At 46.9% G+C, this 26,129-nt stretch carries 23 protein-coding genes, 3 rRNA genes and 1 riboswitch; of the genes, 2 read left to right on the top strand and 24 right to left on the bottom strand.

The features are described 5' to 3' along the window. Positions 1-84: 84 nt before the first annotated feature. The 8 genes from NSQ20_RS00175 to NSQ20_RS00140 form a co-directional block, all read right to left on the bottom strand. Positions 85-261 (bottom strand): small, acid-soluble spore protein, alpha/beta type, encoded by a 177-nt coding sequence (locus NSQ20_RS00175; protein WP_017691375.1) that lies wholly within the window; start codon positions 259-261, stop codon positions 85-87. A gap of 255 nt (positions 262-516) precedes the next feature. Continuing rightward, positions 517-792, bottom strand: coding sequence for a Veg family protein (locus NSQ20_RS00170; RefSeq protein ID WP_017691376.1), 276 nt, complete (start codon positions 790-792; stop codon positions 517-519). 153 nt (positions 793-945) lie between these two features. Then, on the bottom strand, positions 946-1,842 hold the full coding sequence (yabG, locus tag NSQ20_RS00165; RefSeq protein ID WP_340031567.1) for a sporulation peptidase YabG: 897 nt from the start codon (positions 1,840-1,842) through the stop codon (positions 946-948). A 59-nt stretch (positions 1,843-1,901) separates the two neighbouring features. Then, positions 1,902-2,804 carry a 16S rRNA (adenine(1518)-N(6)/adenine(1519)-N(6))-dimethyltransferase RsmA gene (gene rsmA, locus NSQ20_RS00160; protein ID WP_100528122.1) on the bottom strand — a complete coding sequence of 301 codons (903 nt, stop codon included), beginning with the start codon at positions 2,802-2,804 and terminating at the stop codon, positions 1,902-1,904. Positions 2,805-2,808: 4 nt separating this feature from the next. Next, the gene (rnmV, locus tag NSQ20_RS00155) at positions 2,809-3,354 is read right to left on the bottom strand and encodes a ribonuclease M5 (protein ID WP_017691379.1); all 546 of its coding nucleotides are present in this window, start codon (positions 3,352-3,354) and stop codon (positions 2,809-2,811) included. A gap of 155 nt (positions 3,355-3,509) precedes the next feature. Next, positions 3,510-4,694, bottom strand: coding sequence for a ubiquitin-like domain-containing protein (locus tag NSQ20_RS00150; protein WP_340031566.1), 1,185 nt, complete (start codon positions 4,692-4,694; stop codon positions 3,510-3,512). Positions 4,695-4,967: 273 nt separating this feature from the next. Next, a riboswitch (cyclic di-AMP (ydaO/yuaA leader) is annotated at positions 4,968-5,221 on the bottom strand. A gap of 241 nt (positions 5,222-5,462) precedes the next feature. After that, positions 5,463-6,233: a TatD family hydrolase gene (locus NSQ20_RS00145; protein ID WP_179087975.1), complete on the bottom strand. Its 771-nt coding sequence runs from the start codon at positions 6,231-6,233 to the stop codon at positions 5,463-5,465. Between the two features lie 332 nt (positions 6,234-6,565). Then, positions 6,566-7,843 (bottom strand): HD domain-containing protein, encoded by a 1,278-nt coding sequence (locus NSQ20_RS00140; protein ID WP_036606129.1) that lies wholly within the window; start codon positions 7,841-7,843, stop codon positions 6,566-6,568. A 317-nt stretch (positions 7,844-8,160) separates the two neighbouring features. Between NSQ20_RS00140 and NSQ20_RS00135 the strand changes: the two genes are divergently transcribed. After that, positions 8,161-8,415: an AbrB/MazE/SpoVT family DNA-binding domain-containing protein gene (locus NSQ20_RS00135; protein ID WP_024633700.1), complete on the top strand. Its 255-nt coding sequence runs from the start codon at positions 8,161-8,163 to the stop codon at positions 8,413-8,415. 282 nt (positions 8,416-8,697) lie between these two features. Here the strand turns inward: NSQ20_RS00135 and rsmI are convergent, their stop codons facing one another. From rsmI to NSQ20_RS00075, 12 genes are all read right to left on the bottom strand, one after another. Further along, positions 8,698-9,582 (bottom strand): 16S rRNA (cytidine(1402)-2'-O)-methyltransferase, encoded by an 885-nt coding sequence (gene rsmI / locus NSQ20_RS00130; protein ID WP_036606130.1) that lies wholly within the window; start codon positions 9,580-9,582, stop codon positions 8,698-8,700. Further along, entirely contained in the window at positions 9,583-10,362 is a 780-nt protein-coding gene (locus NSQ20_RS00125; RefSeq protein ID WP_036606131.1) for a tRNA1(Val) (adenine(37)-N6)-methyltransferase, read from the bottom strand. It abuts the gene before it with no gap. A gap of 95 nt (positions 10,363-10,457) precedes the next feature. After that, a complete protein-coding gene (gene yabA, locus NSQ20_RS00120; protein ID WP_017691386.1) occupies positions 10,458-10,826 on the bottom strand; it encodes a DNA replication initiation control protein YabA in 369 nt (122 codons plus the stop codon). 28 nt (positions 10,827-10,854) lie between these two features. Beyond that, positions 10,855-11,655: a stage 0 sporulation family protein gene (locus tag NSQ20_RS00115; RefSeq protein ID WP_017691387.1), complete on the bottom strand. Its 801-nt coding sequence runs from the start codon at positions 11,653-11,655 to the stop codon at positions 10,855-10,857. A gap of 117 nt (positions 11,656-11,772) precedes the next feature. Then, positions 11,773-12,744 (bottom strand): DNA polymerase III subunit delta', encoded by a 972-nt coding sequence (gene holB, locus NSQ20_RS00110; protein WP_036606132.1) that lies wholly within the window; start codon positions 12,742-12,744, stop codon positions 11,773-11,775. 9 nt (positions 12,745-12,753) lie between these two features. Continuing rightward, positions 12,754-13,197: a YaaR family protein gene (locus NSQ20_RS00105; protein WP_017691389.1), complete on the bottom strand. Its 444-nt coding sequence runs from the start codon at positions 13,195-13,197 to the stop codon at positions 12,754-12,756. Between the two features lie 342 nt (positions 13,198-13,539). Then, positions 13,540-13,869, bottom strand: coding sequence for a cyclic-di-AMP receptor (locus NSQ20_RS00100; RefSeq protein WP_017691391.1), 330 nt, complete (start codon positions 13,867-13,869; stop codon positions 13,540-13,542). Between the two features lie 61 nt (positions 13,870-13,930). Further along, the gene (gene tmk / locus NSQ20_RS00095) at positions 13,931-14,578 is read right to left on the bottom strand and encodes a dTMP kinase (RefSeq protein ID WP_017691392.1); all 648 of its coding nucleotides are present in this window, start codon (positions 14,576-14,578) and stop codon (positions 13,931-13,933) included. A gap of 217 nt (positions 14,579-14,795) precedes the next feature. Then, positions 14,796-15,488 (bottom strand): LrgB family protein, encoded by a 693-nt coding sequence (locus tag NSQ20_RS00090; protein ID WP_083685168.1) that lies wholly within the window; start codon positions 15,486-15,488, stop codon positions 14,796-14,798. After that, the gene (locus NSQ20_RS00085) at positions 15,458-15,886 is read right to left on the bottom strand and encodes a CidA/LrgA family protein (protein ID WP_340018840.1); all 429 of its coding nucleotides are present in this window, start codon (positions 15,884-15,886) and stop codon (positions 15,458-15,460) included. The genes NSQ20_RS00090 and NSQ20_RS00085 overlap by 31 nt, the downstream gene beginning before the upstream one ends. A 509-nt stretch (positions 15,887-16,395) precedes the next feature. Further along, positions 16,396-18,222 carry an aminotransferase class I/II-fold pyridoxal phosphate-dependent enzyme gene (locus tag NSQ20_RS00080; RefSeq protein WP_340031565.1) on the bottom strand — a complete coding sequence of 609 codons (1,827 nt, stop codon included), beginning with the start codon at positions 18,220-18,222 and terminating at the stop codon, positions 16,396-16,398. Positions 18,223-18,482: 260 nt separating this feature from the next. Then, positions 18,483-18,668 (bottom strand): sigma factor G inhibitor Gin, encoded by a 186-nt coding sequence (locus tag NSQ20_RS00075; RefSeq protein WP_315939719.1) that lies wholly within the window; start codon positions 18,666-18,668, stop codon positions 18,483-18,485. Positions 18,669-19,163: 495 nt separating this feature from the next. On the opposite strand from NSQ20_RS00075, the gene NSQ20_RS00070 reads away from it, so the two are divergent. Next, a complete protein-coding gene (locus NSQ20_RS00070; protein ID WP_036606136.1) occupies positions 19,164-19,688 on the top strand; it encodes a hypothetical protein in 525 nt (174 codons plus the stop codon). A 654-nt stretch (positions 19,689-20,342) separates the two neighbouring features. On the opposite strand, the gene NSQ20_RS00065 is transcribed toward NSQ20_RS00070, so the two are convergent. The 4 genes from NSQ20_RS00065 to NSQ20_RS00050 form a co-directional block, all read right to left on the bottom strand. After that, a complete protein-coding gene (locus tag NSQ20_RS00065) occupies positions 20,343-20,783 on the bottom strand; it encodes a hypothetical protein (protein WP_017691399.1) in 441 nt (146 codons plus the stop codon). Between the two features lie 212 nt (positions 20,784-20,995). Then, a 5S ribosomal RNA gene (rrf, locus tag NSQ20_RS00060) occupies positions 20,996-21,112 on the bottom strand. Positions 21,113-21,188: 76 nt separating this feature from the next. Then, positions 21,189-24,114, bottom strand: a 23S ribosomal RNA gene (locus NSQ20_RS00055). Positions 24,115-24,421: 307 nt separating this feature from the next. Beyond that, a 16S ribosomal RNA gene (locus tag NSQ20_RS00050) occupies positions 24,422-25,974 on the bottom strand. The 16S, 23S and 5S rRNA genes sit together here, the layout of an rRNA operon. Positions 25,975-26,129: the final 155 nt, after the last annotated feature.

Genomic DNA, 26,129 nt, shown 5'->3' with positions numbered 1-26,129 from the left:
AAGTCATTTGTATTCCGCATCTAAGGGGAAAAAGCGGGGTTGTTCCTGACGGATTTCCCCGCTTTTCAATCTGCTTGAAACGGATTAAGATTTGCGCGCAGCCTGTTCAGCAAGTTGAATTGCACGTTTTACCATGTTTCCTGCATCCTTGGCTTTAATTCCGCCCCAGCCTTCCTGTTGCACAGTATCATAGAAGCCCAGATCTTTCGCGAGCTCATTCTTCAGGTCCTCTGACATGACACTTCTTCTTCTGCGACTCATGAACCATCCTCCTCCAAAGTATCCTTCATAATGTGATGAGTTCGTTGTTCGTTCACGTTTTGGACATTTTGTCGCCAGGCCATATTCAGTTTCCTGCATTGCTTAAGAAACTGTCCCTTCACCTGTCCATATAGTATGCCGCGACCGTTCCTCGCTCATTCCTGAATGTATGGGTTACGTTATAGGGAGAATTGGTGTTTAAAGAAAACAAAAAAGCGATCCGCCTTGTGGGGCGAATCGCCTGTAAATCGATACTTACGTCTCCATATAGGAGCTATGCGTCTGGCTGCCCGGGTCATAAACCATGACTTCCACCGATTCCGTAAGTATATCCGCATAACTATAAGATACTCGCTTGAAGGTTTCTTGCTCCTCATCAAGCTTAACAATAAAAACAGAAGGGTACGTTTCTTCCAATACACCCGTACGCTCAATGGTCTTACGGCGGCCACCATTAGCCCGCAACATAATTTTCTGACCAATATGTGCATCGAGATTGCGTTTGATATCCAACAGCGTGTTTTTAGCCATTGTCGACGACCACCTCTTTTCTTGTCCATTATACCGGATTTTACAGTCATTGTCAAATCAAAACTAATTATTATATCAGCATCAAAAAGTTGTTGTCAATGAATTTTTTTGCAAACAAAAAAAGCCCCAAATTGGGACTTTAAATGGCCTACATCAGACTGCCGACGGGTTCACTTTTAGCGTAGATAAATCATTCAGCCCAGGCAGACCTACCCGGTAACTCCCCCGTGTCTCGACACCACCCACACCCTGGCTACCACTGATGGTATTGTGCAGAACATCACTCATGTTGACCGTATCGCGCACAGAAGTAAAGGAGGCCTTGGCTGCCACATAGACCGGATCAAGTGCATGAATGAGAATTCTGCCTGGGGAACTGGCAAAGTTCGCTCCAGCGCGCAGCAGTGCCTCAAAATGGGACTGACAGGCCCCTGCAACAATAGTGAGGGCGTCCAGATGGCGTTCATATTGTCTGGCCACCTGAATAGCCGACACAAAATTTTGCGAGTTCTTGTAGCTACCAAGACTATATAAGTCATAGGGCTGACGTGTCTTTAACACCCCATCATGACCCGTAATAACTACGATATCCGGACGTACTTTGGGTAATAAGCGGTATAAGGTATCTGCCATTGCCGATTCATGGACATACTGTCCCTCTGCGGGCACACGAAGTTGCTCATAGAGATCCATACTTTTTTTCAAATAGTTCGGATCTCCATCCAGATGAAGCACCTTTCCAGGCATTTCAAAATAAGCCGGTTCCTGCTGGGCAGACCAATCCTGTATCAGACCTTCACGATTCCGCTCAGCCTGTTCCATACGATTCTGCTGCAGACGGGACAGGGTCTGATGTGCTTTAATATGCGCCTGTCTGGTCTTGGCGCTTTGTGGTTCGTAGGGAACCTGTATCAAATCGTCCACCGGGGAATCGGCAATCAGCCGGAACTCAGTCCCTTTAATGACCGCAGCATCCAACTGGAGGCCTTCCACCCGAAAAGTCACATCGCCGCCGTATGACTTCCGAACGACCAAGTCTCCGATATTCATCAACGTAATCACCTCTACCCCATCGTATGGGCAGAGACCCGGTTTGGTTCATTCAAATTTTACAGCGCTGCACGTACCCCTGCTTCCCACATTACGGTGCTGAGTGTGGCATACTCTTGCAGACTCAACGTCTCTCCACGTCGGGACGGTTGGATACCTGCCTGCTCCAGCAGAATGTCTGCCTGTTCCCGGTTCTCCTTTGTGAAGAAACGTGCCTTCAAGTTGTTTGAGATTGTTTTTCTCCGCTGAGCAAAAGAAGCCTGTACCACTTCGAAGTAGTGTGCTTCATCCGGAATCTCCACTGGTGGCTGCTCACGCACCTTCAGCTTAATGACAGCTGATTCCACATTAGGTTGCGGAATGAAGACCGTAGGAGGCACAATACACACAAGTTCCGGCATACTGTAGTACTGAACTGCGATGCTCAGACTACCGTAGTCTTTTGATCCCGGTGCAGCAGCCATGCGTTCAGCCACTTCTTTTTGGATCATGACAACAATGCTGTCTACCGGCAGCTTCTCTTCCAGCAGTTTCATCATGATTGGAGTCGTTACATAATAAGGCAGGTTAGCCACAACACTGACTTTGTCCACGGATGCAAAATCCGTATTAAACAACTCAGCCAGATCAAGCTTCAACACATCCCCATGATGAACACGTACATTTGAATAAGGCTGCATCACTTCTCCCAGGATTGGGATTAAGCGCTGGTCAATCTCTACGGCTGTGACGGGACCGGCTACCCGAGCCAGTCGCTCCGTGAGGGCTCCAATACCAGGCCCGATCTCCAGTGCGCCCTTGGACTCGTCCAGATCGGCTGCATTAACGATTTTGTTCAGTATATTTTGATCGATCAGAAAGTTCTGACCCAGACTTTTCTTAAATGAGAATCCGTGTCTTTGAATAATCTCTTTCGTACGCTTGGGCGTTGCAATTTCAATCGTCTCTTCCATGTTCTTCATATGCTCACAATCCTTCACGTTCAATTTGCGCTAATGCTGTAGAGAATTCTTCCCGTGTAATCTGAAATACACTGAGACGTTTGTGGAACTGCTTTCCGTTACAATATCCGATGCCCAGCAGATTGCCCATCTCCATGCGACGTGCAGCAGCCTGCGGATGCACAATAAGTCCTGCCGCGATCAGGTCCTCCCAATCGATCAGGCTCGGAGCACCTTCGTATGAAGTATGTACGCGCGCCAGAGCATGACGGATCGCCTCTGGTGAGGCATTCTCCACCCCAATGTCCCCTTTGCGCGTTGCATCGGCTTCCGGAATGAAGGCATGTTTGCAGCCTGGCACCTTGTTCGCAATAATTTTTCGAATGCGTTCGCCAGCATGATCCGGATCTGTCAGTACAATGACTCCCCGTCTCTCCTGAGCAAGCGCAATCCGCTTCAGAATGCGTTGGTTGATTGCTGATCCACCTGTTTCTATGGTATCGGCTTCCACGGCCCGACGGATAGCTACCGTATCGTCACGGCCTTCCACCACAATGACTTCTTTTATCATGTTCCATTTCTTCCTTTCTAACGCAAAAAGAAGAGGAATATCCTCTTCTCTGCCAAACGGCGGGGGAGACTGAATTCAGACTCCTCCGCCGCATATTCCGCATGAATCATTCATGCAACTATTTTATAGCATTCCCATTTCAAAGTAAAACGATTTTAGTTCGCTTCCGGCTTCACCGGACCGATCACGTAGACCGTCTTGCCTTTCTTACGTCCAAAATTCAGGGCATGCTTCACACTGTCATAATACACATCAATTTTGTTGCCTTTAATGGCACCGCCTGTATCTTCCGCACGACGGAATCCCAGACCTTCGATATATACCCACCAGCCAATTGGAATGACTTTGGGATCAACCGCAATGGTGCGCCCTTCCGTTACACGAGTACCGGAAGCTGTTTTAGTTCCAATGCCAGGCTCTTCAGAAGAGTAGGCAGTCATGGATACATTTTTAAGTACTTTGGAGTATTTAAAAGAAGTCCCGGATACGGTAATCACTTTGCTGCCCGAGGCAGATGTTTTCTTCGAGTTCGTTGTTGTAGCCTTTTTGGTTGTTGAAGTTTGAGCCGATACGGTCTGAATCTCAGGTTCTTTCACGACCGGTTTTGCTTTGGTGCCGACAGCGATCACTTTATCTACACGATTATTCGCGACAGATTTGCGGACCATTTTTTTGGAGACCAATTCTCCATCCTGAAATACCTTTTCGATATGCTGCACAATTGTGCCTTCTTTGCCGTTCACAACGACACGGTTATCCCCTTTGTATAAGCTAGGGTCAGCCGTTTTAATGACTTTGTAAGCGATCGGTTGCTCTACTTCCACTGTACGCTTTGTTACGCGCACTACACGGATCTTCATCTCCGCTTTGATCGCAGTTCCAAGCGCCGGATACACTTTATCATTACTTTCAACTTGAATACCTGATTTTTGAATTGCATCTTCTACCGATGAATCGGTTGTATACAGAGTCTTGGTGTCTCCGTCTGCCGTAATGTTAACTGGAACGGCCCGCTCAATAACGATTCGGTCTCCATCTGTAATCGCCCCATTCATGGACATGGATACCTTATCGTGAGGGCTGACTGTGATCGACTGCTCCTCCAGCATTTCCTGAAGCATTCCTGTACGAGTCTCTACCACCTGAGCTTTGCCATCAATAACCAGCGAAATTTGTTTCCCGGCCTGACCGTAAACGACTAACAAGATCATGATTGTAAGCGCAATTGAGAAAATCGCGATCAATGCCATTTGACGCATGTTCTCATGCTTCCACCGCAACGCGAAAGACTTACTGGATGATCGTGACTCATGGGTCTCTTCTGGTTGGAATGTGCCCACTTCTCCGTCCTCCTTCATAGCCTCGCCGTCTAAAGTAATGCATGATGTCTTTGACGTGACTATACCAAATTTTCTACAGAACACAGATTGGACCAACATAATCCGATTCTGCACCATGAATCAATCTTCGCAACATGATGTCATCCTCCTGAATACCTACCGTATGATGACAATATTTCTTTTATTCAAAAACAAAAAAGCCAAAGAAAGAGTGTAAGAGGAACTCTTCCGTGGCTTCCGAATGATTTTGAATATCGGAAATTCATGCACGAGGTTGCCTCTCTTTTTCCGCTTGCGAGGTTAGCTGTCGGGTTCGGGCGAAAGAGAGCCGCCCTATCTTGGGTCACCCGCTCATGGCGGACGCCCTTGAATTCACCCCGAGACCCAAAGAAGAAATCAAATATGGCTTCGCAGTTCCCTTCGCTGCTTTTGGGTCAGCGAACGTTGCGCATCGGCCAAATACACCGATGTTTAAGCCCTATTGGTTCCCCCGCTCTCCGATAACGGAGACTCAGCGAGACTGATTCATGAAAGTAATGTTGTTTCATCGGAAAGTGTCCCTTTGTTCATCCCCCGAACATCTGTCCAATTTTCCGCACAACAATTCACTGAAAAGATGATATCCTGTTTTGATGCATGTTGTAAAGCGTTGATCAAGTACGTTTTTCTGAATATTTGGTTAAAATATTGTAATATTCTTGATTTATTTGGATCAAAGGGCAAATTACCTCCGCTTACCTGCCTTTTTCACCTCATTTGCTCGTTTTTTTAACGAATCCCAAATCGTTCCATGGCATTTTTGGTTGTTATTGCAGCAATTTCCTCCACCGAAATGCCTTTAATTTCCGCAGCTGCCTCTGCAACCAGACGTACATGCGCTGTCTCATTTCGCTTCCCACGATAAGGGTGCGGTGTCAAATATGGAGCATCTGTTTCAATGAAAAACCGATCCATAGGAACCTTCTCCAGCACCTCTTTGGGTTGCTTTGCATTTTTGAATGTGATCGGTCCTCCGAAGGAGAGATGGAAGCCCATATCGAGACAACTTTTTGCTGTTTCCCAGCTGCCCGAGAACGAGTGCATCACACCACCAACTTCGCCCGCCTTCTCTTCACGCAAAATTCTTATGATATCCTCATGTGCATCCCGATTATGGATGACAATTGGCATGTTCACTTCACGCGCCAAAGCAATTTGTTGTCGTAATACGCGATGCTGTATTTCTTTTGGTGAAGTATCCCAGTGATAATCCAATCCAATCTCACCGATTGCAACCACTTTTTCATGCTTGCATAAAGATGCAATCCACTCCAAATCGCCCTCCTGCATTGTGATCGCATCTACGGGATGCCACCCTACAGCTGCATATATAAAGTCATACGTTTCGGCAAGTTTCATTGTGGTTGGAATCGTCTCCCGGTTAAAGCCAATGTTGATCATGCGACCAACTCCTGCATCCACAGCACGCTGAATCATGTCCTCGCGGTCCTCGTCGAATTGTGGTGCATCCAGATGTGTATGTGTGTCGAACAGCATCATGTCTGTATCTCCCTTCATGTCGAAATAACGACTATCTTCTTTTTCAAAATCCAATTTGTAAAATTCAATAATTCAATGACTCATACATAAAACATTTTGGGTATCTGTGTATTACATCATTACGTTTGTTTCTTCACAAATACAATATATAGAAGATATACGGATATTCTGATCTATATATTGTTGATTGTGCTCATTCTGTCTACTTGCATTTACAAAATTATGTCGATCTACATATACTCCCCATTAAAGCAGATTACTGTATCATGGAAAATAGCTCTTTTAGAAAGTGTTTTGATATCGAAATTCTTCATCGGATTATACCCACACGATTACAAGAAATAGGGGCGTATATGTGACGGTAATTCGTGAATAATCGCATCCACCTTGTTTTGCGGGTAATACAAATGATGTTTCCCTCGGTGAAGCCCACTGATGGAACGGACAATGTCAGATACTTCTGACAACTCACGTAAATTGTCCTGTCGATCCAGAAGAAGAATCTGCTTATCTGTGGATTCATCCGGACGAAACACATCATACGGATTATCCGAAGGAAAATCAATTTCAAGATCATATTCGGGATCGAGGCCAGCCTGTACAAAAGCTTCCCGAATCTCTTCCATCATTGTCAAGTCGACCTGTTCAAGCTCTACATACTTATATAACTTGCGATCCATAAAACGTTCGCATAACTCACTCAGAACAGTATCGTCCTCCTTGCGCCACTGCGTAAATGCCGTCTGAATTAATGCTTCATCCAACTGCAAATATTCATCCACGGATAATTCTCCTTCAAATAATTGAGGGAGTGGATCAATCATGAAGCGGAATTGAAAACCATGTTGTAGGAGTGTTTTCGCTCGCTTGAATATTTGCCGCAATATAATTTCAGAACTACGAGTTACCGGATGGAAGTAAATCTGCCAATACATCTGATACCGAGACATTAGGTAATCCTCCACAGCATGCATGCCTGACTCCTTGACTACAATCCGCCCATGATAAGGACGCAGCATCCGAAGGATACGATCAAGGTCAATCGTGCCGTAATTTACACCTGTAAAATAGGCATCCCTGAGCAAATAATCCATTCGGTCTGCATCAAGCGGACTGGTCACCAAGTTCACCACAATCGGCTTTTCATACGTTTTTTGAATGACAGACGCTACTTTCTCAGGAAAATCAGGAGCATACCGTCTTAAGATCGCCCCTACTTCGGTATCACCTGTAATAATGCGACAAGTCCAATCTTCGTGATTCATGTCAAAAGCTTCCTCGATGGAGTGAGAGAATGGCCCATGCCCGAGATCATGAAGTAGAGCTGCACACAGAGCTACAATCTTTTCTTCCTTCGGCCAATCCGAATAATGACTTCTTTCAAATTGAGAGATGATCTTGCGTGTGATCTCATAAACACCTAGTGAATGTGAGAACCGACTATGCTCTGCTCCGTGAAAGGTAAGGTAAGAAGTACCCAGTTGACGAATCCGGCGTAAACGCTGAAATTCCGGGGTGTTAATTAACTGCCATATAACCGGATCTTGCACGTGGATATAATTATGTACCGGATCTTTGAATACTTTCTCTTCCGTTAAACGTTGTTCCATGTCGACTCACTCCTTTAATTTCTTTTATATTAACGCTTTGAGCTCTGCGATTCACCTAAGATTCGACACCATATGACGAACTTTGTCGAATGAAGTAGTTTTGTCGTTTTCCAAATCGACAAAGCTGACATTGAGGTTTAAATGCGAAAAATGGCTTCCAATCCCTTACCACCAGTAACCTTGTGAAAAACAGCCTTAATTTTAAGCTAATTTTAAGGTTGACTGATTTGGGAATCGTTGGTATGATGAGTATCATAAAACATAAAATAATGTCGAATAATGACAAAGATAGTTAGCTGAGAGGAGCACTGATTATAATGATGAAATCAACAGGTATTGTAAGAAAAGTGGACGAACTGGGACGGGTAGTTATTCCAATTGAATTGCGCCGTACGCTCGGTATTGGTGAAAAAGATGCTCTGGAAATCTACGTTGACGGCGAGCGCATCATGTTGAAAAAATACGAGCCTGCTTGTATCTTCTGTGGTAATGCAGAGAACGTTACTTACTTCAAAGGTAAAATTGTTTGTAACGAATGTATTTCCGAAATCCCTGCACCTGTGACAAAATAAGAAAAACCAGGTATACTGGACTTATCTAAATTGTTATTTCTAACCTTTTTAATATTCCTTAATGACCTTCCCGGTGTGAACCCCACCGCGGAAGGTATTTTTTTGCCTTGTTATGGGTTCCATTACCCAAAATGATTCTGTCACACGCGAACTGGGAGAGAACGATGAATTTTGTTCGGAATTTTTTTTAGCCACTCTGCTCTTTTTAATATTCCACTAAGGTTGGATATAAGCTTCTTTTCAGGTTATGTTCCCCACAACAGAAGATATTTGGTTAGATTACTACTCGATTAATGCATTATATACATCACGCTTCGCCAGACCGCGATCGGTAGCCGTTTTTTTCATTGCATCTTTGCGGTTATGTCCTTCACCCTCATAATGGCTGACATGATCCGCGAGTGACATGAGCTGCCACCATGCTTCGCGCTCAGCCTTACGCTCCTCTTCCTTAATGCCTTCTACCAGCAAGCAGTACTCGCCAAGAGGTGGATGCTCTTCAAGCCAGTCTATGCATTCCCTCACAGTACCCCTTGCGAATTCTTCATGACGCTTGGTTAGTTCACGAGCCAGGACAATCGAGCGATCACCCAGAATTTCTTCAAGGTGGACTAATGTTTTCCGAATACGGTGAGGCGATTCATAAAATAACAAAGTCCCGTTGGATTCGTCAAAAGCCTCCAGCACTTTTCGCATGTCCTTTTTCTCCCGCGGCAAAAAACCGCCGAATGTAAAACGCTCCGTCGGTAATCCGGACACGATCAGAGCAGACAACGCAGCGTTGGGCCCCGGGATGGGAATGACCGTTATTCCGGCTTCCAGTGCAAGCTGTACAAGGTCAGAACCAGGGTCCGAAATAGCTGGCAAACCGGCATCGCTGACGAGTGCCAAATTTTTTCCTTCTATTATATAGCGTATCAGTTCAGGTCCACTCGCCCCCTTATTATGCTCATGATAACTAAACAGCATCGAAGGTGTAATTTCAAAATGGGTAAGCAGCTTTCGGGTCTGGCGTGTATCTTCTGCTGCAATGATGTCACAACTCTGCAATGTCTTGATGGCACGGAAGGTCATATCCTCCAGATTACCAATGGGTGTTCCAACCAGATAGAGCTTGCCTGATCCTTCAGGCTGCTCCGCATAGCTTTTTTGAATATGCAAAGTCATCTAAAGCCCTCCTTTCGTAGTACGCTCAGCATGTTGCTGACCATAGTAAATATCCATAATCTCTTCGCAGTATTTCCCCTCTTCATTGTAGACAATGAGTGGAGGAAGCATCCTAACTTCCGGTTTACCATCTTTCATTCCTTCAATTAACACCATGTTGGCTTCCAAATGAGCACGGGGATGTACCATCCGAATCCTTTTTGGTTCCAGCTTATATTCGCGCATGAGTGAGATAATCTCTGCAAGGCGCTGTGGACGATGAACCATCGATACTTTGCCGCCATTACGTACAAGTCGACTGCAAGCCTGAATCACTTCTTCCAGGGTACATCCGATTTCATGACGTGCCATTGCCTGATGTGTGTTCATCTTGAGGTCACTGCCATTCAGAGGCATGTATGGAGGATTAACCGTTATTGCATCGTATACAGCATGTCCTGTTTCTTTCACGAGTTCTCGCAAATCACCTTCACGAATCATAATCGACTCATCCAATGCATTTAATTGCACACTGCGACGCGCCATATCAGCCAAACGTGGCTGAATCTCGATCCCTTCCAGACTAGCCTGCGTACGCGTTGTAAGCAAAATGGGAACCACCCCGTTACCCGTACACAAATCAAGTATACGACCCCGTTTAGGTACGGAAGCAAACCGGGCTAATAATACGGCATCCATCGAAAAACTAAACACTTCATCACTTTGAATGATTCTCAGATCATGAGAGAGCAGATCATCAATCCGCTCTGACTCATGTAACACAACTTCATTTTCTTCCATATGTTACGCTCATCCTCCGGTACTCTATATCTCATGTTTGTTTAGTTTAGGTTTATAACCTTGAAAAAAAACCGTAGGGGATCCCTACGGTCACTTCATTTATTCAAAAAAGACAGGCAGAACAGACAATCGCCTTCCGTCCGCAAATGTCCATAATAGACGTTGCAGATATGGAAGCCTTCGTGATACAACCGGGCCAGATTATCATACCCTTCACCCACAACATCCTCGCCTGTAGCCGGACCTGCTGGTCTTGCTACAGGAGCGAGTGCTGAAGAGATCGGCAGATCTGCCGGAGCCTCACGTTTGAGCAGTTTGCGTAACTGCTCATTCTCGATGGTAAGCCGCTGATTATCCTCAAGCAGCTCCTTCACAATCATTTTTAACTCTCCTAAATCACCGTGCAACTGACCCAGTTGGGTTTCCATTTCATGAATGTGCGTAAACAGATTTTTCTTTTCCAAGTTTCCACCCCGAAGCAACCTTTATGGTTTACTTGATAACGACGTCATCCAGCGGAAGTTCTTTGACTTTACTGATGTCGAACAGTTGAACATGGACTGTGCGGCTACCGGCATTAATTCCGACAACTTTTCCTTCACCCAATGAGGTGACGACCAATTTGCCTACAGCTGGCAGTTCTTCTCTCACACTTTCATAGTTATCATGCTCAAATTTCAGACAGCACATGAGTCTTCCGCACAACCCTGAAATTTTCGTCGGATTCAGTGACAGGCTCTGATCTTTAGCCATCTTGATTGATACCGGCTCAAAGTCTCCCAGCCAGGAAGAACAACACAACACACGGCCGCAAGGTCCGATTCCGCCAAGCATCTTCGCTTCATCACGTACACCAATCTGTCTCAGCTCGATTCGTGTCCGGAATATGCTTGCCAGATCCTTGACCAGCTCCCGGAAATCAACTCTTCCTTCAGCTGTAAAATAAAATATAATTTTATTGCGATCAAACGTAAATTCCACATCGACCAGCTTCATTTTGAGGCCATGGTCTTTGATTTTATTTAAACAAGTACCGAATGCTTCTTTGGCTGCACGTTTGTTCTCATCAACCACACGGGCATCTGTATCGCCCGCAACGCGGATGACTTTCTTCAGCGGCAACACCACATCGGACTCGCCCACTTCCTTCTTACCTACGACAACCTTACCGTACTCAACCCCCCGCGCTGTCTCCACGATAACGCAGTTTTCTTTCTCAATGGGAAGGTCCAGGGGATCGAAGTAATAAATTTTGCCCGCTTTTTTGAAACGGACACCCACTACACTGTACAAAAAATTAACCCCCTTGTAAGCCAACCCCACTTCGTCTGAAGCCCCGTCTTCTTAGGGAACCGGCCGAAGTTATAACCGTTTGCATATGATTGGAGCTAACTTTGCCCTCTCCCAGTCTTATGCCAAACCGATCAAAAATTGCTCCAGACAAAGCTGGCCATTGACGTTGAAACGCAATTTTTTTCTGCATGCTGCGGCCATATCCATATAGGAGACCCACTGCTCTGTGCTGCGGGTATGTGCCAACTGAGATAACATGTCTAACTGATCTATAAAAACGATATGTTCATGCCTATCGTACTGAACATACAGCATGTCCCTAAACCATAGATGGAACAAACTAAGCAGCATGTCCAGGTGTTCAGAGAGTCCGGTTTTAAAAAGCTTCTGCTGTGCAGAGATCAATGATGTACTTCCTCTACCCAGGGACTCCTTCCCTAATTGTAACATTACGTTTCTAATTTCTGCAAACCAATTCTGCTGGAGAATTTCTCTACATGCTTCCAATCCTGACGCTAAATGGACGGCAGAGCGAGCCAGATTGGCAGGGTGCCCTTCCTCAATTAGTGATTGCAGCATCTCTTCCGGATTCAGTGCGCTGAACGGTACCAATTGGGAGCGTGAGCGGATCGTTGGCAACATGGCCTGTCCATTATCTGTAATCAGGATGCCGACTGCTGGTACCTGCGGTTCCTCCAGAAATTTGAGCAAACTGTTTGCTGCCTGCACCGTCATTTTTTCGGCTTGTTCTATAATATATACTTTGGGATGGCCTGCCTCTGATCGGTATGAAAAGATACGTTGCAGATCCCGGATTTGATCTATTTTAATGTTGTTTCCATCTGGTGCAAGCATGGTTAGATCCGGATGGTTACCATGATCTACCTTACGACATTCAAGACACTGCCCACAAGCGTCATCTTCAAGCTCTGTACAGAATATTGCCTTGGCAAAGGTAATTGCCGTCTTCCGTTGCCCACTACCAGCTGGACCGCTAAACAAATACGCATGGCTTATTGCCTTACGTCTCAAACTGCTTTGTAACATTTTCTTGGCCGCTTGTTGACCCATAATCTGTTGAAAGGACATACTTCCTCCTCAGAAGCTTAAATTAATAAGCATCCCCCGAATTTCGCCTACTTGTTGTAATAGAGAGATTTTTCCTTCTTCTGTATCCAGCAATTCATCAGCCATGGATAACAGAGCGGAGTCAATTTCATCAATCAGCTTATACCGCTTACCTCTGCCACGACGATCCCAACCCCTTGTCTCTTTCATGGATACACCGCGACGAACGGTCTCTTCCAGGAACCTTTTAACAAGTTGCTTATACGCCTTCAGTTCACGAATCGTCATGGAACGTGCCAAGCGATCTCCCTGAAGCTGGATTTCACTAAACCGGCGATTCAGTTCAGCTTGTGAGGCCCGTTCCCCCTGGTGATTCATCATATCAGAGAAATTTTTGGATTGAACCGGTTTGGAACCTGAATCAGTAGAACTGATCCCGCTCTGAATCGGTCTGAATCCAGGATTGATTTTCATGGATACGCCCGCTTTCTATCATAGTTAGCCAATCGCCCATCAGCACAGTGCGCGTTGCGCCTGTGCGTGAGAATGAGGCTTTTATATATGCTGATCACACTCTATATATAATGGTAGATACACATCACCATCAAGGACTTGTTCTTTGTAGTCAACCTCTTTCCGAAAGGAACCATTCCCAGCTGGGAAATGCTCATCCGGAAAGAGTATGCTGATTCTTCTCGTCAAGAAAGGCGTTCCGTAAGTGGCACGCACGAACTCTGTTAACTCTTCTTGCATCCATCGTTTCCAACATGCTATCGATCATGAAGGACCCTCATGGGATCCATGCAATAGGTTTAATTAGAAATGTTCGAAGCGATCTACCGGGAGAACAAATACAGTAGCTCCGCCTACTTGAACTTCAACAGGTAGCGGCAGGTAAGAGTCGGTTGTTCCACTCATCGGTGTGACCGGAGTCACGAGCTGTTCACGAACCTTACAGCTGCTGCGAATGACGTTCATTACGGATTCGACTTGACCATCATCGACACCGATCATAAACGTCGTGTTGCCTGCCTTCAAAAATCCGCCCGTACTGGCAAGCTTCGTCGCCCGAAAGTTTGCTTTGACCAATGCGCTGGATAATCGGTTGCTGTCTTTATCCTGTATAATCGCAACAATCAGTTTCATCCTGCATAACCTCCTTTAGAATAAGCACCTTTATCAAATGCCCTGTCTATATATTAGACAATTACTCGTCAAAATCCTTCAAAATCCCTGTCTCCAGCGACAAAATCATTGCTGCCAAGACATCCTCCTGCTTCATGGAAGCATCGATAACTCTGATTCGTTCCGGGAACTGCTCTTTTAATAGGAAGTAACCCTCTCGCACTTTACGGTGAAACTCCAGATTTTCCAGATCCAGACGGTTCACTTCGCGGCCATCATGAGCATCGATCCGGGCAAGCCCCACTTCAGGCTCAATGTCCAGATATAAGGTTACATCCGGCATGAGATCACCAATCGCAAAACGATTAATGGCCCATACATTCTCTATCCCGAGTCCACGGGCGTATCCTTGATAGACCAGACTGCTATCGACAAATCGGTCACAGATGACTGCTTTTCCAGCTCTCAGCGCAGGCTCTACTTTCTCCGCCAGATGCTGGCTGCGTGCAGCTGCATACAATAGCGCTTCGGTTCGAGCATCCATTGCCGTATGAAGAGGGTCCAGAATAATTGAACGTATTTTCTCCGCAATCTCAATTCCACCAGGCTCTCGCGTAACTACGTAAGGTATACCCCGTTCTTCAAAATAAGAACCTATTCTACCGATCATCGTTGTTTTACCGGAACCCTCTCCCCCTTCCAGCGTAATGAATTTACCTCTGCCCTGCATATGCTTCCCTGCTTTCTATGTCGATAATTGCATCTATTGCTGCTGTAATGGAATATGCTTAGACCCTCTTACTACAAGATATGATATCCCCCGCCCAGAGGTGTATAACTACAGCTATATCGGTACGTATTAATAACACCAAGATCATACAAGCTTGTTTCTCTCTATCATACTATAGGTCAGCGGTTACTCCAACATGAACAACAAAGTAAAGCGTTCAACCGTAGATAATCCATACCCATAATGGAAGCATAATTGATCCGGCAATAGCACTGACAATCATGGAAACTGAACTGAGGGCTACCGCATTCTCTCCATATTCAAAAGACCTTGCCATGCCGAGGGCATGAGATGCTGAACCCAGTCCAATTCCATAGGCATGTTTACTGCGGACCTTGGCCCATTTCAAGAGCATCGGCCCCAATAATATCCCTGAGAATCCTGCAATCATCACAAACAGCGATGTGAATGAGGCATTCCCCCCAACCTGATTAGCGAGTTGAATAGCCACAGGAGTTGTCACTGATTTTGGCAATAAAGCGATGACCATCTCTTGCGGATAACCGAGCAGAATGGCGATTAAAGCGCCTGTAGCGATACCTGTAATACTGCCTCCGATTGTTCCACCCACAATTGGAATGATATTTTGCTTCAGCACATGCAGATGTCTGGACAAGGGAAAAGCGAGCGATACGACTGCTGGTCCCAAAAGCTCCTGTATCCATTTTCCACCCAGCATGTAGGTATCCAGCTTTATACCGGAAATCACCAATATCAGAATCAGGATGGCAGTCGTTGTGAGTACAGGCATAAGTATCGGCCATTTCAGCCTTTTATATAGACGAGTGGCTGGAATATATACAGCGATTGTTAGCGCGATCATTCCAATTCCGAGGATGAATGCTGACAAGTGATCGCCTCCTTTTTGCCTGAATGAGACGATCTCCATGTCATAAGCCACTCACTTAATTTGGCAGATATCAGACATGTGATTAATGTGCTAACGATCAAACCCAGAACCAATAACAAGGTGCTCGCTCTAAAAAAATCAAAATGATTAATAATGCCCACAGTTGGCGGGATGAACAACAATTGCAGATGAGATTGAAGCCACGTCGACCCTTCTTCTCCCCAGCTCATTTTGATCCATCCCAGTTGAATGGTGACAAACAATACCATCATGCCCACAATACTGCCTGTTAACGGCAGATGTAATACAGCTTGAATCAAGTTGCCAATCCAATAAAAACCGTACATCAACAAAACTTGCAGGACTATTCCTGTATATTTTTTTAGCGGAATACCCAAAGTGTTCCCTTCTTTCTTATGTCTATCTATATAAGTTGAACTAAAGCGTGTCTTCAAACTGAATGTGTCTGGAGCAGGGCACGGAGCGGGAGGGCTAACGACCCTGTGACGTCTTATTCAGCGATTTGAAGCGCCCGCAGCAATCTAAGGAATCTGAAACACGGTATATTGGAATAACCAGCCGTTTACAGCGTGTTTGTTAGGTCAATATGGTTAATAACGTGTCTCAGATTCCTTACAAAATAAAAGGAGGACTCGAAGGCTAAATAAGACGTCCTCGGTTTCTTAGAAAATCGTCTGGACAATTCGCCAGGATCAGCAATCCTTGACTTCAAGCTGTTGGACCCTGACATCCTTCAACGTATTGCATGCCTGATTTTGAAGACACGCCCTAGCAACTAGATTAATGACCAAGAGACCCTCACATGTGTAGGGTCCGGTATCGCTATCCGTATTGGTCATATTGCCTACCTATTGGTGAATGCAATTCAGATCCTCATGTGTTCCCTTCATTCCTTCATAACCTTCAATGACTGTAGAGATGCATCGGATACCCCATGAAATTTTGCACCCTCATCCCGCAGGAGTTGTATACGTGCCACCATCGATAGACTAATACGTTCACCCGGATATACAAGCGGAATCCCTGGAGGATACGGAACTACCATCTCAGCTGATCGACAACCCGCGCTTTCTTCTATCGGGACATTGATCGTATTCGTCTCCACAATTGGTTGCAATGTAAAGGAGATCGGTTCCGAGTAGCGAGTGGTTTCTTGTAAATTGTTCCACGTGGAAATATAATGTGCCGAACCTTTCGCAATCTGTTGCGATGGCTCTGTATTGGATTGGTTCAGCTCATGCCCATTGGCAGAGCTGATATGGTGTAAAGCCTGCAACAGGTGCTGAGCATCTTCCACCGTTGAGCCCAGGCTGAAGAGCAAGACGACGTACCGTTCGTCGCTCATCTCAGGCACACAGCCGCATGCTTCCAGCTGCTGCTGTAGCCTATAACCGCTCAGCACCCCTGCGCCGTCATAGATGACGGCCTTGAATGGGTCCTGAGCGGTATACCCCGCGGCAGATGGCATCGCCGCCGCGGTCAGACCCTCCCGTGTCTGCTGCGCAGCGGACACGGACATGCCAGCCGGCTTCGCTGTTCCGGCTGGCGGTTCTGGCTGCAGCGGCTGTGCAGGCTGCAGCAACTGAAAGCGCGGCAGCTCCGCGAGGCCGCGCTTAAAAGCATCCACGGCGGCGAGCCCCGCCGTGAAGGTGTTCGCGCCCTGCACATGCAGCAGCCGGCGCGCCAGATCAAGCGAAGCCATCACCGGGTATGATGGGCTTGAGCTTTGCACCATGGCCAGACGCTGCCTTAACAGGGACCGGTTTAACCGTGGTCCCTGAATGTGCAGCATGGCACCCATGGTGAAGGCCGTCAGCATCTTATGTGTCGACTGCACGACACCGTCTGCTCCGCATGACAGTGCAGAGACAGGCAGCTCCGGATGCTGCCCATAATGCGCGCCATGCGCTTCATCCACGAGCAATGGCATGCCAGCGGCGTGGCATACCTCGGCTATGGGCGTCAGATCAGCGCCCATGCCGTAATAATTGGGCAAAGTGACCAATACGCCCTTTGCCTCAGGATAGGACTGGACAGCAGCCTGCACCGTCTCCACAGACGGCATGACCGCAAGTCCAGACGCAGGATCGACCCACGGCTCCAGAAATACAGCTCTTGCTCCTGCCAGCATTAACCCGTGAATAACGGATTTGTGCACATTCCGTTGCACCAGCACAATACTGTTTGGCTCATCACACACAGTTAGCAATAGAGACAAATTACCTGCTGTACTTCCTCCCACAAGGAAGAAACTCTCCTCCGCTCCAAAACAATCTGCCGCAAGCTCCTGTGCTTCCTGGATTACACCTTCCGGATGGTGCAAATCATCGGTGCCCGTAATCTCCGTAACATCCATCTCCATCATCTCCAGAAATGAACGCATCGGTACCAGTTCTAATTCCGAGTGAGCCCCTTCAACGCTGAGTCGTTCCACACTCTCCAGATCAGCCCCATGTTCACCCACCGAACTGAAACGCTCTACCTTCTGGTTAAAATTCTTTTCTCCATCATTCTGGATCTCTCTGTTATGCGGGTATTCCTCATTGACGATATCCTTAACTGGAGGTTGCCCTGCTTCTGCTTGTTCTACCAAATGTCGATAAGCTTGTCCATTCTTATGCCCAGGCACATGAAAAGAACGCTGCTTCGAATCACGATACGCAAGCAACGCTTCATATAAAGGGGCTCTACTTGCTTTATTTTTATGATCCATGAAATAACCATCCTGTACATATATTATGTGCGCCCGATGCGTTCCAAAAAATGCATCCTAATCTAAGCAACGCCCTTCTTCCCCATCTCCACACGCTCTACTGCAAATGATCTATACCATTATATCAGCATACGCCTTCCCAAGATGGCAAACAAGACATTCTCTCCTCTTAAAAACAGAAAAAGGCCCCATTGGGCCTCTATACACATCAGCATCGTTACAATGTGATGTTTCGCTTCTACTTCTATTAGCAACATTCATTATGCGTTTTTTTGTACCCAAATTTGCTTCATTTGATGAATAAAATAATTGTACTTGGCATCCTGCGCATCGGTATGAACCATTTCTGCTTCACAAGTGTCACATATGAATTCAGATACAATAAAAATGCCTTCTTTTTTTCTTTGCTCGCAGATAATACATGTGTGTTCGGCATGTTCTTCCATGAACCATCCCACCTTGTTTTACGTTTACTATCAGTATTGCACAGTTTCTATTATTTTAAACATTTTCATAGTGCTTTCTTTCTACAAAATATATATATTCGCCTACCCCCTCTTGGGTGTCTGTACCGAAAAATACATTCATATCCCTACAAGAACATTCACCTGCTTATGTATATACAGTTATCCTACATTCCATCGCATTTACCTCTACATCACGTATCCCTTGGCCTGACTCAAACTTATATTTAATTTCCTTAAAAAAACTTGGAATCCCAGCCGATATATAATACATGATAACGATATCAAAGCCTGACAGTCCGTGTATTCGGGAGTATACTGAGATAAGCTCCGTCGAATCTCAATATCTTGTACAATCATCATGGCGTGAGATACAAGGTTCATATATACATGTATGATTCATTCCCTTTTACTCGTGTAAGAACAATGAATACCTACCCCACACAAACGTGAATCCGAAGGAGGATATATAATCGTATGATCGCCGAACCGGAGAATAAAGCAACATTTTATCAATACCGGCTTCTGAAAAAAAAGGCTATCGCCCGCAGTGTCATTTACAGCTATCTGTGTCTGCCGGTCATCATGCTCTTATTCAATCTACTCGCATTCTCCTGGACTGGCCTCTTCTTTTTTGTACTGGCAGGTCCAATCACCATCTGGATTCATTATGTCATCGCCAGAACCATATTGCTTCTGGTCCGTACCTCTTACGCCAAACGCTGGCGCTGGAATATGCGTATGCCCTGGTTAGGTTATATCCCTGATCAGCATTTTAGCTTCCGTATGTTTGTCCGGGTACACCTTAACATGAGCTGGATTGGATTATGTATCATTACAGTATGTTTGATATGGTCGCCATTGTCCTTCACCCTCTCGCTGATCTTTTGGCATTTGTGGTTGCTGGGTCCTCGCTTGTATGTTGTAATGGTTCTCTCCCGTGAGCGCAAAGATGGACTCATCAAATTGAATGAACAAGATGTTTCATATTATCTGCAATAACACTCCCTCATTTATGCAATACTCAATGTACCTTACTTACTTGTAATACATAACCGCTGAGCCCTTCGAATAATCTGATGCAAAAACATAATCGTGTATCGTTCAGTTGACTCAGCCTCACATGCTCAAATAAAGGTTATCCACAGTGGATAACCTTTATTTATTGTTCCCTTCTCATCCATTATCCACAGCATGGGCATAGTTAAATGAGTTATCCCCACTCGTGGCTCCGTTCTTCTCCTCTTTTCCTCCCGCTGCTCCATATCCTCATAACCCCAGATATCTCGTAGATCTTACACCTTTAAGCGATCTCTCACTCAGTCTCAGCTCTATCCCCCTTATGGTCGCTTCCATCAGCCTTTCATTACCTCAATACCTTTATGCAACTTATATCTCTCCCCCTCTACTTTTAGCGCTCCACACTCCCCTATGCTTCAAGCACACATACCACCTATACGTGTACAAAAGAAGCTGCTCCATTCCTTCTGAACATGTATGACCACTGATCCACCATACGTGATAGCTTCTCCAATCATTACTAAAACCTAATTCGCCAAATAACAAAAAGCCCCCGATCATGTACACGGGAGCTTTACTATATTATAAGGAACATCACAGCGTTAATTAATCATACTAAACCATACTTTAACCAGCTTAATCATCTTCAGCCAATGATTTAACTGTCGTTTGAGTAGCATCATTTCTAGGAACCATTAGTGTAAAGGAACCATCATGTACTGCTAAATGCACAGTATGTCCTTCCTTTGCAAATACACGCAAGGTACTGGATTCATTGGATGTACCCTTGGCTTGCCTCTCTGTCCAACCCCAGCTTTTAATCTCGTCTAGATATACCTCAGGCAAGCTAGTACTCTCACTAATACCAGACAGCGTATATCGAACATAATCCATATCCGAATTATTTTCAGACTGGTCAGATTTATTCGCTACTTTCGGCACCGGAAAACTCTTCTCGTTCACCGCACCTTCATATGAAGTCCATACAGATCCTGAAGCTTCACCGCATCCTGCTAGAACAACGGTCAAACAAAGCAACAGAAATGATTGTAGTCCAAGTCTCCGCCAACTTAACACACACACCCTCCTTTTCACAGCTGCACATTCCAGCTCTGTGGTCAGGTACTTTTAGCATATTTAACATAGTCCTATTATACTGGTTTTGCCGCTGTTATCCGTAACAAAAATGTTACCTTCCAGTATCGATCATGTCAGAGCTTCCACTTATCATATTTAATCCTTATAAACAAATAAAAACCACCACCGAATAACATCGGCAGTGGTTCTTTGCTTGGCGGCGTCCTACTCTCCCAGGACCCTGCGGTCCAAGTACCATCGGCGCTAGAGGGCTTAACGGTCGTGTTCGGGATGGGTACGTGTGGAACCCCTCCGCCATCGCCACCAAACGCGTAGCTTACATTTCAGAGTTGTTGTTCTCTGAAAACTAGATTCGAAACGAAACATGCGAATTATCACTTGCTATTGGATAAGCCCTCGACCGATTAGTACTGGTCAGCTCCATGCATTGCTGCACTTCCACCCCCAGCCTATCTACCTCGTCGTCTTCAAGGGGTCTTACATACTGGGAAATCTCATCTTGAGGGGGGCTTCACGCTTAGATGCTTTCAGCGTTTATCCCGTCCGTACATAGCTACCCAGCGGTGCTCCTGGCGGAACAACTGGTACACCAGCGGTACGTCCATCCCGGTCCTCTCGTACTAAGGACAGCTCCTCTCAAATTTCCTACGCCCACGACAGATAGGGACCGAACTGTCTCACGACGTTCTGAACCCAGCTCGCGTACCGCTTTAATGGGCGAACAGCCCAACCCTTGGGACCTACTTCAGCCCCAGGATGCGATGAGCCGACATCGAGGTGCCAAACCTCCCCGTCGATGTGGACTCTTGGGGGAGATAAGCCTGTTATCCCCAGGGTAGCTTTTATCCGTTGAGCGATGGCCCTTCCATGCGGTACCACCGGATCACTAAGCCCGACTTTCGTCCCTGCTCGACTTGTAGGTCTCGCAGTCAAGCTCCCTTATGCCTTTGCACTCTTCGAATGATTTCCAACCATTCTGAGGGAACCTTTGGGCGCCTCCGTTACTCTTTAGGAGGCGACCGCCCCAGTCAAACTGCCCACCTGACACTGTCCCCGCACCGGATTACGGTACCAGGTTAGAACCTAGATACGATCAGGGTGGTATCCCAACGTTGCCTCCACGCAAGCTGGCGCTCACGTTTCAAAGGCTCCCACCTATCCTGTACAGATCGTACCCAAATTCAATATCAAGCTGCAGTAAAGCTCCATGGGGTCTTTCCGTCTTGTCGCGGGTAACCTGCATCTTCACAGGTATTAAAATTTCACCGGATCTCTCGTTGAGACAGCGCCCAAGTCGTTACGCCATTCGTGCGGGTCAGAATTTACCTGACAAGGAATTTCGCTACCTTAGGACCGTTATAGTTACGGCCGCCGTTTACTGGGGCTTCGGTTCACAGCTTCGGATTGCTCCTAACCACTCCCCTTAACCTTCCAGCACCGGGCAGGCGTCAGCCCGTATACTTCGCCTTACGGCTTCGCACAGACCTGTGTTTTTGCTAAACAGTCGCTTGGGCCTTTTCACTGCGGCCCCCTCGTGCTATTCACACTACCGGGGCACCCCTTCTCCCGAAGTTACGGGGTCATTTTGCCGAGTTCCTTAACGAGAGTTCTTCCGCGCGCCTTAGAATACTCTTCTCGCCTACCTGTGTCGGTTTGCGGTACGGGCACCATCACCTGGCTAGAGGCTTTTCTTGGCAGTGTGAGATCATGACCTTCGCTACTATAATTTTCGCTCCCCATCACAGCTCAGCCTTACAATGTGCGGATTTGCCTACACATCAGCCTTACTGCTTAGACGGACATCCATCAGTCCGCGTCACTACCCTACTGCGTCCCCCCATTGCTCATAACGGCTTACGGTGGTACAGGAATTTCGACCTGTTGTCCTTCGACTACGCCTTTCGGCCTCGCCTTAGGTCCCGACTTACCCTGAGCGGACGAGCCTTCCTCAGGAACCCTTAGGCTTTCGGCGGATCAGATTCTCACTGATCTTTTCGTTACTCATACCGGCATTCTCACTTGTATAATGTCCAGCGCTCCTTACGGTACACCTTCAACCCTTATACAACGCTCCCCTACCCCTGATGCAAAGCATCAAGCCATAGCTTCGGTGGTGTGTTTAGCCCCGTTACATTTTCGGCGCAGAGTCACTCGACCAGTGAGCTATTACGCACTCTTTCAATGATGGCTGCTTCTAAGCCAACATCCTGGTTGTCTGTGCAACTCCACATCCTTTCCCACTTAACACACACTTGGGGACCTTAGCTGATGGTCTGGGCTGTTTCCCTTTTGACAATGGATCTTAGCACTCACTGTCTGACTCCCGGAAGTAAGTCTATGGCATTCGGAGTTTGACTGAGCTTGGTAACCCTTGCGGGCCCCGCACCCAATCAGTGCTCTACCTCCACGACTCTGTTTTCCGAGGCTAGCCCTAAAGCTATTTCGGGGAGAACCAGCTATCTCCGAGTTCGATTGGAATTTCTCCGCTACCCCCACCTCATCCCCGCATTTTTCAACATGCGTGGGTTCGGGCCTCCAGTGCGTGTTACCGCACCTTCACCCTGGACAGGGGTAGATCACCCGGTTTCGGGTCTACGTCCACGTACTAATTCGCCCTATTCAGACTCGCTTTCGCTGCGGCTCCGGCTCTTCACCTTAACCTTGCACGGGAACGTAACTCGCCGGTTCATTCTACAAAAGGCACGCCATCACCCCTAAAACGGGCTCTGACTTTTTGTAAGCACACGGTTTCAGGTTCTATTTCACTCCCCTTCCGGGGTGCTTTTCACCTTTCCCTCACGGTACTGCTTCACTATCGGTCGCTAGGAAGTATTTAGCCTTGGCAGATGGTCCTGCCGGATTCATACGGGGTTTCACGTGCCCCGCACTACTCGGGATCCGTCTCGGAGGGAACCAACTTTCAACTACAGGGCTTTTACCTTCTTTGGCGGGCCTTTCCAGACCTCTTCGCTTAACCGGTTCCTTTGTAACTCCATGTGAGACGTCCCACAACCCCAAAGAGCAAGCTCTTTGGTTTGGGCTTCTCCGCGTTCGCTCGCCGCTACTGACGGAATCACTATTGTTTTCTCTTCCTCAGGGTACTTAGATGTTTCAGTTCCCCTGGTATGCCTCTACACAACCTATGTATTCAGTTGTGAGTAACTGGAAATTACCCCAGCTGGGTTTCCCCATTCGGACACCCCCGGATCAAAGCTTGCTTACAGCTCCCCGAGGCAGTTTCGTTGTTCGCCACGTCCTTCATCGGCTCCTAGCGCCTAGGCATCCTCCGTGTGCTCTTAGTAGCTTAACCTCGTGCTCCGGTTTCGACTGCTCGCTTCCCTTGTTTTGCTTGCGCAAAGCCAAAAGTCGCTCCCATTCGATACCATCGTACGTGCAATCTACCTTATAAAAACACTTCACTTGTTTACACAAGATCAGCTTAAAGGAATGTTCTAATTCGCGTTTGTTTCGTTTCGATATCTAGTTTTCAAAGAACAAGCTCCATGCAAAAGCAAGCTGTTTGAGAGTTTGAGCTCTCAAAACCGAACAACGAGTGAGTGTTTTGCAGCTAAGCTGCATATTTGAATGTTTCCGTTGCAGGAAACGATTCTCCATAGAAAGGAGGTGATCCAGCCGCACCTTCCGATACGGCTACCTTGTTACGACTTCACCCCAATCATCTATCCCACCTTCGGCGGCTGGCTCCTTGCGGTTACCCCACCGACTTCGGGTGTTATAAACTCTCGTGGTGTGACGGGCGGTGTGTACAAGACCCGGGAACGTATTCACCGCGGCATGCTGATCCGCGATTACTAGCAATTCCGACTTCATGCAGGCGAGTTGCAGCCTGCAATCCGAACTGAGACCGGCTTTGTTGGGATTGGCTCCATCTCGCGATTTCGCAGCCCGTTGTACCGGCCATTGTAGTACGTGTGTAGCCCAGGTCATAAGGGGCATGATGATTTGACGTCATCCCCACCTTCCTCCGGTTTGTCACCGGCAGTCTATCTAGAGTGCCCACCCGAAGTGCTGGCAACTAAATATAAGGGTTGCGCTCGTTGCGGGACTTAACCCAACATCTCACGACACGAGCTGACGACAACCATGCACCACCTGTCTTGAATGTTCCGAAGAAAAGGTACATCTCTGCACCGGTCATTCAGATGTCAAGACCTGGTAAGGTTCTTCGCGTTGCTTCGAATTAAACCACATACTCCACTGCTTGTGCGGGTCCCCGTCAATTCCTTTGAGTTTCAGTCTTGCGACCGTACTCCCCAGGCGGAGTGCTTAATGTGTTAACTTCGGCACCAAGGGTATCGAAACCCCTAACACCTAGCACTCATCGTTTACGGCGTGGACTACCAGGGTATCTAATCCTGTTTGCTCCCCACGCTTTCGCGCCTCAGCGTCAGTTACAGCCCAGAGAGTCGCCTTCGCCACTGGTGTTCCTCCACATATCTACGCATTTCACCGCTACACGTGGAATTCCACTCTCCTCTTCTGCACTCAAGTCACCCAGTTTCCAGTGCGATCCGGGGTTGAGCCCCGGGATTAAACACCAGACTTAAATGACCGCCTGCGCGCGCTTTACGCCCAATAATTCCGGACAACGCTTGCCCCCTACGTATTACCGCGGCTGCTGGCACGTAGTTAGCCGGGGCTTTCTTCTCAGGTACCGTCACCTTGAGAGCAGTTACTCTCCCAAGCGTTCTTCCCTGGCAACAGAGCTTTACGATCCGAAAACCTTCATCACTCACGCGGCATTGCTCCGTCAGGCTTTCGCCCATTGCGGAAGATTCCCTACTGCTGCCTCCCGTAGGAGTCTGGGCCGTGTCTCAGTCCCAGTGTGGCCGATCACCCTCTCAGGTCGGCTACGCATCGTCGCCTTGGTGAGCCGTTACCTCACCAACTAGCTAATGCGCCGCAGGCCCATCCCCAAGTGACAGATTGCTCCGTCTTTCCAGTTTTCTTCAGGCGAAGGAAACAATTATTCGGTATTAGCTACCGTTTCCGGTAGTTGTCCCAAACTTGAGGGCAGGTTGCCTACGTGTTACTCACCCGTCCGCCGCTAACTATCAGAGAAGCAAGCTTCTCTTCAAGTCCGCTCGACTTGCATGTATTAGGCATGCCGCCAGCGTTCGTCCTGAGCCAGGATCAAACTCTCCAATAAAGTATTGAAAAGAGCGATAAGCTCATTTTGAATCTGACGAGATTAAAAATCTCATTTGTGCTCCAGTCGATCCAAGCCAAGGCTTGTCTCAAACTTTCGCGTTCATTCTGCAAGCAGAATGTTTACTCACTCGTTGTTCAGTTTTCAAAGATCAA

Source organism: Paenibacillus sp. FSL K6-1122 (assembly GCF_037977015.1).
Taxonomy (GTDB): Bacteria; Bacillota; Bacilli; order Paenibacillales; family Paenibacillaceae; genus Paenibacillus; species Paenibacillus amylolyticus.
The sequence above is the reverse complement of the archived record's forward strand: the minus strand, read 5'-3'. Positions and strand labels throughout refer to the sequence as shown.